The organism is Lysobacter helvus, assembly GCF_018406645.1.
Classification (GTDB): domain Bacteria; phylum Pseudomonadota; class Gammaproteobacteria; order Xanthomonadales; family Xanthomonadaceae; genus Noviluteimonas; species Noviluteimonas caseinilytica.
The window spans coordinates 384,304-396,232 of the sequence record NZ_AP024546.1 but is presented as its reverse complement, the minus strand read 5'-3'; the positions used below and the strand labels follow the sequence as shown (position 1 = coordinate 396,232).

The window sequence follows — 11,929 nt, the reverse complement described above, 5'->3', positions numbered from 1 at the left end:
GACCTTAACCTTTGAAGACCATGTGAAGGTTTAATTTCCGTTAGGGCGCCGTGAACAAGTACCGGATTCTGCTCACATTTCGGGAAATGGCCGCTAACAAATCCAGCCGCTTTCACATGAATGCGGTCAACGCAGGACCCGTCGGGCGCCGGTGTAGTGGTCCCGCCACCACGGTCCGTCGAGGTGGTCCAGGCGCACCGTGCCGCCGGTGCGCGGAGCGTGCACGAAGCGCCCTTCGCCGACATAGATGCCGACGTGGCTGACCGTCCCGCCGCTGCCGAAGAAGACCAGGTCGGCCGCGGCCAGGCGTTCCGGTGCGATCCGCGGACCCTGCATGCCGTCCAGGGCGGACGAGGTGCGGGGCAGCTGCACGTGGGCCATGTCGCGGAACACGTAGCCGACCAGGCCGCTGCAGTCGAACCCGCCCTCGGGCGAATTGCCGCCGTACCGGTAGGGCGTGCCGACCAACGAGATGGCCCGCATCAGGACTTCGTTCGCGCGTTCCGGGTCGTCGGGCGTGACCACCGGCCAGGTGCGGGGCATCGCGACCGCGTGCGACGGCGCGGACGGGCGCACGGCCTCGCCCCCGCCGCAGCCGGCGAGCAGTGCGATCGAGACAAAGAGGAGAGGAGCGAGCCCGCGCGCTGGCGCGAGGGTGGGCTTGCCCGGATAATGCGCGGCCTTCATCGCGGCCGAATATGGCCGCTTCCACCCGGCGCTGACAAGCGCCCGCGGCCTGCGCGCCGCCCCGCACCGGAATCCCGAACCCCATGAAGATCGAGAAAGACCGCGTCGTCCGTTTCCATTACGCCGTCAACGAAGCCGCCGCGCACGCCAATGGCGAAACGGCCATCGAGACCTCGAAGGACCGCGAACCGCTGGCCATCCTGTTCGGCCACGGCAACATCATCCCGGGCCTGGAAAAGGCGATGGAAGGCAAACAAGCCGGCGACAGCTTCGGCGCCGACGTCGTGGCCGCCGATGCCTACGGCGAACTGCGCGAAGGCCTGAGCCAGCGCGTGCCGAAGAAGCATTTCGGCAACCAGCGCCTGGAGCCGGGCATGCAGGTCGTGCTGAACACCAACTTCGGCCCGCGCGCGGTGACGATCCAGAAGGTCGGCATGAGCGTGGTGGACATCGACCTCAACCACCCGATGGCCGGCAAGGACCTGCATTTCGACGTCGACATCGTCGAAGTGCGCGAAGCCACCGCGGAAGAGCTCGAGCACGGCCACGTGCACGGCGATGGTGGCCACGAGCACTGATACGCGTCTGCGATAGCGACATTCGAAACGGCCTGCATCTGCGGGCCGTTTCGTTTTTCGGGACAGGGGACCAGGGACCGGGGATCAGGCCCTGGTCCCACTTTTGTCCCGATGACTTCCGGCCCTGATCCACGGCGTCGCCGCGTGCGCTAATGCCGCTACATCCGGAGATGTCCATGTCGACCACCACCTTCTCGCCGGTCGCCGCCAACGAGCGCATCGTGACGCTCGACGTGATCCGCGGCGTCGCGCTGCTCGGCATCTTCCTGATGAACGTCGAGTTCTTCAATCGGCCGATCGCCGACCTCGACGCGGGCCTGCCGCTCGGCGTCACCGGCATCGATCACTGGGCGGGCTGGTTCGTGCACGTGTTCGTGCGCGGCAAGTTCTGGACGATGTTCTCGCTGCTGTTCGGCATGGGCTTCGCGGTGATGCTCACGCGCGCCGAACTCGCCGGGCGCGATTTCTTCAAGCCCTACGTGCGCCGCACGCTCGCGCTGGCGGTGTTCGGTGCGCTGCACTACATCCTGTTGTGGGCGGGCGACATCCTCTTTGCGTATTCGATCGGCGCGGCGTTCCTGCTGGTGATCTTCCACGCGCGGCCGAAGGTGATGGTGTTCATCGGCGTCGCCGCCATCGCGTGCGGCGCGGTGCTAGGCGGATTGACGGCCGCCGGCGTTGCCAAACTGCCGTGGCCACCGTTCCTTGCGCTGGGCGTGCCCGTGCTGCTGCTGGGCGTGTGCGCATGGGCGCTGCGTCGCCAGCCGCTGAAGGCGCTGCGCAACCTGGGATTGATGCTGTACCTGGTGCCGTGCCTGGGCCTGATGGTCGTCGGCGCGCTGTCGCCACAGGTGCCGCAGGCGGAACGCGATCGCGTCGCGCTGTCGGAAGCCGCCACGCCCGCGAAGCAGGCCGAAGTGCGCAAGGACATCGCCGAAACGCAGAAGGCGCGCAAGGAACACGTCGACGAGATCGCCAACGAAGCGCGCGTGATGTCGAAGGGCAGCTACGCCGAAGCGCTGGCGTGGCGCGTTGAACATTTCCCGAAGCAGGCGTCGCAGGACGTGGGCTTCGCGTTGTTCTTCGTCACCGGCATGTTCCTGCTTGGCGCGTGGTTCGTGCGCAGCGGGCTGATGGCCAACCCGGGCGCGCACCTGGATGTGTTCCGCAAGCTCGCCTTGTTCGGCTTGCCGATGGGCCTGGGCATCAGCGTGATCGCGGCCGCCATCGCCACCACGCACCTGCCGGGTCAGAACGACGCGTTGTTCCAGTTCTCGATGGGCTTGTCGCTGCTCGGCAACCTAGCCGCGTGCCTGGGGTACGTCGGCGTCGTGGTGCTGCTGTTCCATTCGCGCTGGCGCGCGTGGGTGGCGCCGTTCGCGCCGGCCGGGCGCATGGCGCTCACCAATTACCTCACGCAGTCACTCGTCGGCACGCTGTTCTTCTACGGCTACGGGCTCGGCCATTACGGCACGGGGCGCGCGTGGCAGGTGTTGTTCGTCGTGGTGGTGTTCGCGGTGCAGCTGGTGGTGAGCCGCTGGTGGTTGTCGCGCTTCCGCTACGGGCCGATGGAATGGCTGTGGCGCAGCTTCACCTACCTGCGCTTGCCGTCGATGCGGCAGCAGCGGTTGCAGCCGGCGTAACGCACGCATCCGCACCAACGAAAACGGCCCGCTTGCGCGGGCCGTTCCGTTCCGACGTGTCGCGATGGATCAGTTCACCGACACCGCGCTCCACGCACGCGCGACGGCGTTGTACTGCGCCGAACCGCTGCCGTAGAGATCCGTGGCCGCCTGCAACGTGGCGGCGCGCGCCTGCGGATACGTGGTGCTCGAGGTGAAGTACAGGTCGAGCGCGCGATACCAGATGCGCTGGGCGGCGTCGCGGCCGATGCCGGTCACGCCGGTGTCGCCGTTGCAGACCAGCTGCGAGGCCGTGTAGCTGAAACCGGCCGGCGAGACCGCGCCTTCCGCGAGCAGGTAGAAGAAGTGGTTGGCCGGGCCCGACGAGTAATGCGGATCCACGCCGCCCAGTCCACCGGCCGGATAGCAGTCATACGAGGCACCGTTGTCCGCCGCGCTCGGCTTGAACATGTAGCGCAGCGCCTTGGTTTCGCCCGGGTTCGACGCGTACAGCTCTTCGCCGATCTTGTAGTCCGGGGTGTCGTTGGCGTTGTTGGCGTAGAACTCCACCATCGTGCCGAAGATGTCGGATGTGGCTTCGTTGAGACCGCCCGAATCGTTCGAGTACGACAAGCCCGACGTTGCCTGCGTCACGCCGTGGCTCATTTCATGGCCCGCCACGTCGATCGCCACGAGCGGCAGGATGCTGCCGCCGCCGTCGCCGTAATACATCGCGTTGGCGTACCACGCCGCGTTGCCCCAGCTGCGGCCGACGTGCACGTAGCTCTTCACGCCCTTGCCGTCGTTGAAGATGCCGTTCCGGCCGAAGGTGTTCTTGTAGTAGTCCCACGTGGTGGCGACACCGAAGTGCGCATCGCCCGCCGCGCTGGCGCGGTCGGCGTTGGTGTTGTTGCCCCAGGTGTTGTCGGCGTCGGTGAACAGCGTCGCGCGGCTGGCGGCCGTGGTGTAGGCGACGTTGTTGGCGTCGTACGTGGCACCGTTGCCGCGCGTGGTGTCGGTCATGTTGAACGTGCCGCCGGAGCTGGCGGTGTTGATGGAGAGGTTGCCGTACAGCAGCGTGCGCGCGGTGCCCACGGCCGGCGTGCCGCCGCCCGAACCGCCGCCGCCCGGCTTGGCGGTATGCACCATGTCCCACTTGTCGAGGATCTTGCCGCTGTTGGCGTCGACGAAGTAATGCATCTCGGTCGGCGTCTGGTCGCGCTTGGTGCCGGAGAAGACCACTTCGTACGCCAGGCGCGGCGCGACGTTGCGCGCGTAGATCACCTTGGTGGCGTTGCGCATGCCGTCGAAGCCCGTGCCGAAGTCGGCGCCGGCCACGATGGTGGCTTCGTCGCCGCCGATGCGCGCGGTCATGTCCGGGCGCGCCGAGGACTTCAGCGACTGGCTGGCCGACTTGAACTGGCCGTTGCGCGAATGCACGACGAAGTCGCCGCCGATCACGGGCAGGCCGCGGAAGGTGCGTTCGAAGCGGACGTGTTCGGTGCCGTCGCGGTCGACGACGACATCCTTCACCGCGAACGCGTCGGCCGCGTTGCGATGGATGGCCGCTCCGGCGGTGCCATCGATCATGCCGACGGCACGGCCGACGGCGGGGTGGTTGGTGTTGGCCGCGTCGGCGGCGCCGGCGGACAGCGCGAGGACGACGGCGACGGCCAGCAGGCGTGGCGTGGACTGCATCTGTAGTACCCCCGAGGAATGGAATGGAAACCGCGCATGCCGTGGCATGCGAAGGCGCCTCTGTGGGCGCCTTCGGCCACGACCGTCGCGGGGCCGGCCGGGGCAAGTCACGCTGCATTGCGCAATCCGCGGAATTTGGCGGCGAACGGTCGCCTGCGGTCGATGAGCGGTCGCATCGCTGCCGGCGAGCGCGTGAAAGCGGGCTTCACGTCACGCAATTTGCGCAAGTCTGTCCCGCCGCGAAGCGGGCTGGCATCCTGCGCGGCGGGCGACCGACGGGGTCCGCGCCATCCAGGGGGAACCACAGCCAGTGCAATCGACGCCGAACCTGACGCCGGTGGATGTCCTCGTGGTCGGGGGCGGGGCGATCGGCCTGGCCTGCGCGCTCGCGCTGCGCGATGCCGGGCGGTCCGTGCGGCTGATCGAGGCCGCGCACGTCGGCGCCGGGGCCTCGCACGGCAACTGCGGCACGATCACGCCGAGCCACGCGCCCCCGCTGGCCTCGCCGGGGATGGTCGGCACCGCGCTGCGTTTCATGCTGCAGCCCGACGCACCGCTGTACATCAAGCCGCGCTTCGATCCGCGCCTGTGGGCGTGGCTGCTGCACTTCGCCGGGCGCTGCAACGTGCGCGACTGGGAAGCCAGCGCGCGGTCGAAGTCGGCGTTGCTCAACCATTCGCGCGCGCGGCTCGCCGACTGGGTGCACGCGAAGCAACTCGATTGCGAATTCGTCGAAGCCGGCGAGGACTACATCTTCCGCGATGCGCGGCGGATGGCGCACGACCTCGCGGAAGTGCCGCTGCTGCGCGAACTGGGCGTGGCGGTCGAGGAATTCGACGGCCCCGCGTACGAAGCGCGCGAGCCCGCGTTGAAGCCGGGCCTGGCGGGCGCGCTGCGCTTTTCCGGCGATGCGTCGCTGCGGCCGGATCGCTACGTGGATGAACTCGCGCGCGTGTTCGTCGCGGGTGGCGGCGAACTGATCGAACAGTGCGCGCTGCAGGACCTGGAAGAAGCCATCAACGGCGTGCGCGTGCAGACGTCGCGCGGCACGTTCGACGCCGGGCAGGTCGTGTGCGCGCTGGGTGCGTGGTCGCCGCGCATGGCGGACGCGATTGGCATGCGCGGCTTGCGGCGCGCGATGCAACCCGGCAAGGGCTACTCGATCACCTACGATCCGCCGGCGCGCGTGCCGAAGCATCCGCTGGTGCTGCGCGAACGCCAGGTGTGCGTGACGGCGTGGGAGCGCGGCTATCGCCTGGGCAGCACGATGGAATTCTCGGGCTACGACGACACGCTCAATGCGCGTCGCCTCGGCGCGCTCGAACGCGGCGCGGCGGAATACCTGCACGAACCGGTCGGCCGCCTCGTGCGCGAACGCTGGTTCGGCTGGCGCCCGATGTGCGCCGACGACGTGCCGCTGATCGGTCGCGTGCCCGGCCGTTCGCGCACGTGGCTGGCGACGGCCCACGGGATGATGGGCATCGGCATGAGCGTGGCCACCGGCGAACTCATCGCGGACCTGGTCACCGGCCGTGCGCCGACGCTCGATCCGAAGCCTTACGACCCCGTGCGATTCGCGTGACTTAGACTCGGCGCCATGGCCGATACCTTCACCCTCGAACGCGGCACCGCGCCGCTGCTGGTCAGCGTGCCGCACGACGGCAGCGAAATCCCCGCCGCGCTCGCCGCGCGCATGACCGAACGCGCGCGCACCGCGCCGGATACCGACTGGCACGTGGCGCGGCTGTACGACGTCGCGCGCGCGCTGGGTGCGTCGATCCTGCGCCCGCGTTTCTCGCGCTACGTGGTCGACCTCAACCGCCCGCGGGACGACACCTCGCTGTACCCGGGGCAGAACACGACCGGCCTGTGCCCGGCGGTGCAGTTCACGGGCGCGCCGGTGTATCTCGACGGACAGGCGCCGGACGAAACGGAAATCGCCGCGCGCGTCGCGACGTACTGGGCGCCGTACCACGCCGCGTTGCAGGCAGAACTGCAGCGCCTGCGCACCGCGCACGGTCGCGTCGTGTTGTGGGAAGGGCACACGATCCGCGGCAGCGACCTGGCGTTCCTGTTCGAAGGCCGGTTGCCCGACCTCAACCTCGGCACCGCGGGCGGCGCGAGTTGTTCGCCTGCGTTGCAGCAACGATTGGAATCGGTACTTGCCGCGCAGCCGGACCACGACTGGGTCGCGAACGGGCGCTTCAAGGGCGGCTACATCACGCGCCACTACGCCGCGCCGGAAAACGGCATCGACGCCGTGCAGCTCGAAATGAGCCAGCGCCTGTACATGGACGAAGACACGTTCGCATGGGACGCCGTGCGTGCGCCGAAGGCACAGGCGATCATCCGCGCGTTGCTGGAAGCGGCGATCGCGTAAAGCAACATCGCGACGTGCAACGGAAAAGGGCGGCCCGAAGGCCGCCCTTTTTTGTTTGCTGCGCCGCTGCGATTACTGCGTCGCGGCCGTGGTCGCGTTCGGACCGATGTACTTGTCGAGGAACGTGGCCATGCGGTTGTACAACTCGGTGATGTTGTCCGGGTTGGAGAAGCCGTGGCCTTCGCCCGGGGCGAGGAAGGTTTCCGGCGGCTGGCCGATGTCGCGCAGCGCCTTGTCCATCGCGCGGAACTGGCCCATGCGCACGTTGGAGTCGGCCTTGCCGTGCACCAGCATCACCGGCACCTTGACCTCCTTCGCGCGGAAGGCCGGCGACGCCTTGGCCAGCGCCGCGGTGTCCTCGCCGAGCGAGCGGACGAAGAAGCGCTCGGTGTCTTCGCTCTCCGATTCCTTGTTGCGCACCAGCATCGTCAGGTCGTACACGCCGACGTAGCCGATCGCGCACTTGTACATGCCGGGGTTGAGGATGGGCTGCATCAGCGCGGAGTAACCGCCGAAGCTGCCGCCGAACATGCAGATCCTCGAAGGGTCGGCCAGCTTCTGGTCGATCGCGTACTTCACGCCGTCGGTGATGTCGTTCTGGATCATCCCGCCCCACTCGCGCATCGCCTGGTTCATGAAGTTGTCGCCGCGACCGCCCGAACCGCGGTAGTTCACCTGCAGCACGCCGTAACCGCGGCTGGCGAGGAACTGCGCGTAGGCATCGAAGCCCCAGTCGTCCGACGGGCCGTACGGGCCACCGTGCGGCATGACGACCATCGGGCGCGGGCCCGTGCCGCCGCCGACCGGTGCGGTGTAGAAGCCGAACAGCTTCACGCCGTCGCGCGTCTTGAATTCGATCGGGCGCACCTGGGCGAGCGTCTTGCCGTCGAACCACGGCTTGCGCGAACCGACCTGCACGATCTTGTTGTTGTTGCCGCGATCGAGCAGGTAGTAGTTGCCCGGCTGGCGGTCGCCGCTGGTCCAGAACAGCACCTTGCTGTCGTCGCGCGTGAACTCCAGGAAGTACACCATCTGGCCCTTGAAGCGCTGCATCAGCGCCGCGTGCAGCTGCGCCCACTTCGAGGCCGGATCCAGGTACTGCACGGACGGCTTCGGCGAGGTGGTGGACACGCCGAAGGGTTCGCCGGCGCGGCCACCCAGCAGGATCGTGCCGACGCTGGCGTCGTCGCGGCCGAACAGCTTGGTGCGCGTGCCGGCCGCCATGTCGATCTTGTACAGCTGGGTCGCTTCGCCCTTGTCGGAGACGCGGCCGTAGAACGTGTTGTTGTCCTGCGCGAACACGCCGCCGGAGATTTCGTACCCGGCGATGGAGGCGGGCAGCGGCATCCACGGCGAGGTCGGCGTCGGGCGGTACGACATGTGCGGCGTGCCGTCCTCGTTGTCGGAATACGCCACGCGCGCGATGCCGTCGTGGTCGAACACGAGGCTGCTTTCGGAGTCGCCGTCCTTGATGCGCTCGACTTCCTTGCGGGTGCCGGTGCGCGAGTCGACCTTGAACACGATCGTGTCCGCCTTCTCGCCGCATTCCTTGATCGTCTGCCAGCAGTAGTAGCTGACCAGGATCTTGCCGGGTTCCTTGTCGAGCACTTCTTCCAGGTACGCCGAGCCTGCGTCCTTGTTGCGGCCGCGCTGGGTGAGTTCGTCCAGCGTGTAGGCGAACAGCGTGCGCTGCTTGTCGCCGGTGAGGTTGGTCGACATCAGCTCGCCCATGTGCGACTTGTATTCGACCATCGGGAAGCGCTTGGCGCGCGCGACGGTGATCTCGTCGTCGTCTGTCCACGTCACGTCCATCACGTGCGACTCGCGGCCGAAGCGCAACGTCTTCACGGTGCTGCCGTCGGACAGCTTGACGATCTGCAGGTTGGTCTCGTGGCCATCGACCGACGGCACGGCGAGCGCGAGGTATTCGCCGGTGGGCGACAGCGCGACTTCGTCGAGGTCGGCGTAGCGGGCGAAATCGGAAGCGGGAATCTGTTGCGCCATCGCCGGCGCGGCGACGAAGGCGAGCGCGCACGTCCAGCGCGCGAGAAGGGTGCGGGTCATGCAATCGTCCTGATGGTGAGCCTCTCCCCGAGGCGCCCGCAGGTTACCGGCTCGCCGCGCGCCGACCAATAGGCCGGAAGGCCCCTTGCCTGAACGGTCGCGGGCCTGCGTCGCGAATCGGACCGCGGGCGGCCCGAAGCGAGAAAAATTCGCATGGCGACGCGGGCCGCGACCCGCGTGGCGTCAGACCTCCAGCGTGGCCAGGTCGCCCTTGAGTTCGAGCCACGACTTGCGATCGCCGGCGCGCTTCTTCGCCAGCAGCATGTCCATCAGCGCGCGGGTCTCGTCGCCGTCGTCCACCGTGAGCTGCACCAGGCGGCGCGTGTCGGGATGGATGGTGGATTCGCGCAACTGCTGCGGGTTCATTTCGCCCAGGCCCTTGAAGCGCGTGACGTGCACGGCGCCCTTGAGCTTCTCGCGTTCGATGCGTTCCAGCAGCAACCGCTTTTCTTCTTCGTCCAGCGCGTAGAACACCTGCTTGCCCACGTCGACGCGGAACAGCGGCGGCATCGCGACGAACACGTTGCCGGCCGTGACCAGCGCGGGGAAATGCCTGAGGAACAACGCCGTGAGCAGCGTGGCGATGTGCAGGCCGTCGGAGTCGGCGTCGGCGAGGATGATCACCTTGCCGTAGCGCAGGCCGGTGATGTCGTCCTTGCCCGGATCGCAGCCGATGGCCACCGCGAGGTCGTGCACTTCGGTCGATGCGAGCACGCTGCCGGAGGCGACTTCCCACGTGTTGAGGATCTTGCCGCGCAACGGAAGGATGGCCTGGAAGTCCTTGTCGCGCGCCTGGCGCGCGCTGCCGCCGGCCGAGTCGCCTTCGACGAGGAAGAGTTCGGTGCGCGAGAGGTCCTGCGAAATGCAGTCGGCGAGCTTGCCGGGCAGGGCGGGGCCTTGCGTGACTTTCTTGCGGACGATCTGCTTTTCGGTCTTCAGGCGCGCGCTGGCGCGTTCGATGGCGAGCTGCGCGATGCGCGTGCCCATCTCGGTGTGCTGGTTGAGCCACAGCGAGAACGCATCGTGCGCGGCGCCTTCGACGAAGCCGGCGGCCTGGCGCGACGACAAGCGTTCCTTCGTCTGCCCGCTGAACTGCGGGTCGGTCATCTTCACCGACAGCACGAACGCGACGCGGTCCCACACGTCTTCCGGCGCCAGCTTCACGCCGCGCGGCAGGAGGTTGCGGAAATCGCAGAACTCGCGCAGCGCATCGGTGAAGCCCGTGCGCAGGCCGTTGACGTGCGTGCCGTGCTGCGCGGTGGGGATGAGGTTGACGTAGCTTTCCTGCACGAGGTCGCCTTCCGGCACCCAGGCCACGGCCCAGTCGACGATCTCGGTGTCCTTCTTCAGCGCGCCCACGAACAGATCCGGCGGCAGCACTTCGCGCGGGCCGTCGGCGTTGAGTTCGCCGCGCAGGTAATCGCGCAGGCCATCCTCGTAGCACCAGTGGACGCGCTCGCCGCTGGCTTCGTCGAACAGGCTCACCGCCAGGCCCGGGCACAGCACGGCCTTGGCGCGCAGCAGGTGCTTGAGCGAGCGCAGGTTGAACTTCGGCGTGTCGAAATATTTCGGATCGGGCCAGAAGCGCAGGCGCGTGCCGGTGTTCTTCTTGCCGACGCTGCCGACGATGTCGAGCGCGGAGGCGCGGTCGCCGTCGGCGAAGGACATGCGGTATTCGTTGCCGTCGCGCTTGATGTACACGTCGACGTGCTTCGACAGCGCGTTCACCACGCTCACGCCCACGCCGTGCAGGCCGCCGGAGAAGGTGTAGTTCTTGTTGCTGAACTTTCCGCCCGCGTGCAGGCGCGTGAGGATCAGTTCGACGCCGGGGATCTTCTGTTCCGGGTGGATGTCCACCGGCATGCCGCGGCCGTTGTCGGACACCTCGCAGCTGCCGTCGGCGTGCAGCACCACTTCGATGCTGTCGGCGTGGCCGGCGAGGGCTTCGTCCACCGCGTTGTCGACGACTTCCTGCGCCAGGTGGTTCGGGCGCGTGGTGTCGGTGTACATGCCCGGGCGGCGCTTGACGGGATCCAGGCCGGACAGGACTTCGATGTCGGCGGCGTTGTAGCGCGAATTCATGCGATGCGATCGATGCGGCGACGTGGGCGCGCAGGATAGCGCGGACGCCGCCGGGCGCCCGCGCTCGTTTTCGGATTACTGCGAGCCGGAAGGCGCCGCCCTGGTGTTGAGCTGCGCGCCCGTGAAGGGATTGAAGCGGTAGCTGCCCGGGAAGCGCTCGCCGGTCGCCGGGTCGAAGCGCGCGGGCAACACGCTGCCCAGCGGCAGCCGGAAGGGATAGGTCTCGTCGAACAGTTTCACGACCAGCTTGCCCTCGGCCAGCGGATCGGCCGTGCGCTTGCCGTCCTTCGCCTTGCCCGGGAAGACGTAGAAGTTGAGGTTGTTGCCCATCTCGCCGACCACGCTCGCCAGCATCGGCTTGAGGATCTGCAGCATCAGCGCGAGTTGCTTGTCGACCTGGTCGGGGGGCAGGGCGGTGTATTCACGGCCGGCGGGATCGACCAGGTGCAGGTCGGCGCGCACTTCGGCTTCGCTGCGGAACTTCTGGACGCCGATGGTGCCCATGTCGCCCACCACGACGCCCACGACCGTGTACTCGCGGAACAGCTCGATGATCGCCTGCTTCTCGGAGTCGGCGACCTTCTTGTCCGCCGCGGTGGCCGCCATCCAGAACTCGGCGGGAAGCCACCACACCAGGTCGATCTTCTGCGGCGAGGCGCTGCTGCGCTGCGTGTCGCGGATGATCTCGTCGAGCTGGTAGGCGACCGCCGGGCTGGCGGTGGCGTGGTTGGCGGCGGGTTCGGCGGCCCGGGCGGCGGGCGAGGCCAGCACGGCCAGCAGCAAGCCGGCCGCGCAAGTGCGGAGTCGCGACATCGTGT

The 11,929-nt window shown here is 68.0% G+C and carries 9 protein-coding genes; 4 read left to right on the top strand and 5 right to left on the bottom strand.

The window, feature by feature from the left end; all coding sequences use genetic code 11:
- Nucleotides 1-126 precede the first annotated feature (126 nt).
- The gene (locus LYSHEL_RS01985) at nucleotides 127-687 is read right to left on the bottom strand and encodes a C40 family peptidase (protein ID WP_213435369.1); all 561 of its coding nucleotides are present in this window, start codon (nucleotides 685-687) and stop codon (nucleotides 127-129) included.
- An 83-nt stretch (nucleotides 688-770) separates the two neighbouring features.
- Here LYSHEL_RS01985 and LYSHEL_RS01980 point away from each other — a divergent pair, with 83 nt between their 5' ends.
- Together LYSHEL_RS01980 and LYSHEL_RS01975 are read left to right on the top strand one after the other, a co-directional pair.
- Complete coding sequence (locus LYSHEL_RS01980; protein ID WP_213435368.1) at nucleotides 771-1,265, top strand: FKBP-type peptidyl-prolyl cis-trans isomerase; 495 nt, start codon at nucleotides 771-773, stop codon at nucleotides 1,263-1,265.
- Nucleotides 1,266-1,441: 176 nt separating this feature from the next.
- Entirely contained in the window at nucleotides 1,442-2,908 is a 1,467-nt protein-coding gene (locus LYSHEL_RS01975; protein ID WP_213435367.1) for a DUF418 domain-containing protein, read from the top strand.
- A 69-nt stretch (nucleotides 2,909-2,977) separates the two neighbouring features.
- On the opposite strand, the gene LYSHEL_RS01970 is transcribed toward LYSHEL_RS01975, so the two are convergent.
- A complete protein-coding gene (locus tag LYSHEL_RS01970; protein ID WP_213435366.1) occupies nucleotides 2,978-4,585 on the bottom strand; it encodes a M4 family metallopeptidase in 1,608 nt (535 codons plus the stop codon).
- A gap of 310 nt (nucleotides 4,586-4,895) precedes the next feature.
- Between LYSHEL_RS01970 and LYSHEL_RS01965 the strand changes: the two genes are divergently transcribed.
- Together LYSHEL_RS01965 and hutG are read left to right on the top strand one after the other, a co-directional pair.
- Complete coding sequence (locus LYSHEL_RS01965; RefSeq protein WP_213435365.1) at nucleotides 4,896-6,167, top strand: NAD(P)/FAD-dependent oxidoreductase; 1,272 nt, start codon at nucleotides 4,896-4,898, stop codon at nucleotides 6,165-6,167.
- A 15-nt stretch (nucleotides 6,168-6,182) separates the two neighbouring features.
- On the top strand, nucleotides 6,183-6,965 hold the full coding sequence (gene hutG, locus LYSHEL_RS01960) for an N-formylglutamate deformylase (protein ID WP_213435364.1): 783 nt from the start codon (nucleotides 6,183-6,185) through the stop codon (nucleotides 6,963-6,965).
- A 72-nt stretch (nucleotides 6,966-7,037) separates the two neighbouring features.
- Here hutG and LYSHEL_RS01955 read toward each other — a convergent pair whose 3' ends face one another.
- The 3 genes from LYSHEL_RS01955 to LYSHEL_RS01945 all read right to left on the bottom strand — a co-directional run bounded on the left by LYSHEL_RS01955 (nucleotide 7,038) and on the right by LYSHEL_RS01945 (nucleotide 11,924).
- Nucleotides 7,038-9,029, bottom strand: coding sequence for an alpha/beta hydrolase family protein (locus LYSHEL_RS01955; protein ID WP_213435363.1), 1,992 nt, complete (start codon nucleotides 9,027-9,029; stop codon nucleotides 7,038-7,040).
- Nucleotides 9,030-9,212: 183 nt separating this feature from the next.
- On the bottom strand, nucleotides 9,213-11,111 hold the full coding sequence (gene parE / locus LYSHEL_RS01950) for a DNA topoisomerase IV subunit B (protein WP_213435362.1): 1,899 nt from the start codon (nucleotides 11,109-11,111) through the stop codon (nucleotides 9,213-9,215).
- Between the two features lie 75 nt (nucleotides 11,112-11,186).
- Nucleotides 11,187-11,924, bottom strand: a complete 738-nt coding sequence (locus LYSHEL_RS01945) for a hypothetical protein (protein WP_213435361.1) — start codon at nucleotides 11,922-11,924, stop codon at nucleotides 11,187-11,189.
- Between the last annotated feature and the right edge of the window lie 5 nt (nucleotides 11,925-11,929).

What these genes read in the sequence shown, in the direction of transcription:
- LYSHEL_RS01985 (WP_213435369.1), bottom strand. Translation starts at nt 687, where the DNA reads ATGAAGGCCGCGCATTATCCGGGCAAGCCCACCCTCGCGCCAGCGCGC.
- LYSHEL_RS01975 (WP_213435367.1), top strand. Translation starts at nt 1,442, where the DNA reads ATGTCGACCACCACCTTCTCGCCGGTCGCCGCCAACGAGCGCATCGTG.
- hutG (WP_213435364.1), top strand. Translation starts at nt 6,183, where the DNA reads ATGGCCGATACCTTCACCCTCGAACGCGGCACCGCGCCGCTGCTGGTC.
- LYSHEL_RS01955 (WP_213435363.1), bottom strand. Translation starts at nt 9,029, where the DNA reads ATGACCCGCACCCTTCTCGCGCGCTGGACGTGCGCGCTCGCCTTCGTC.
- LYSHEL_RS01945 (WP_213435361.1), bottom strand. Translation starts at nt 11,924, where the DNA reads ATGTCGCGACTCCGCACTTGCGCGGCCGGCTTGCTGCTGGCCGTGCTG.
- LYSHEL_RS01980 (WP_213435368.1), top strand. Translation starts at nt 771, where the DNA reads ATGAAGATCGAGAAAGACCGCGTCGTCCGTTTCCATTACGCCGTCAAC.
- parE (WP_213435362.1), bottom strand. Translation starts at nt 11,111, where the DNA reads ATGAATTCGCGCTACAACGCCGCCGACATCGAAGTCCTGTCCGGCCTG.
- LYSHEL_RS01970 (WP_213435366.1), bottom strand. Translation starts at nt 4,585, where the DNA reads ATGCAGTCCACGCCACGCCTGCTGGCCGTCGCCGTCGTCCTCGCGCTG.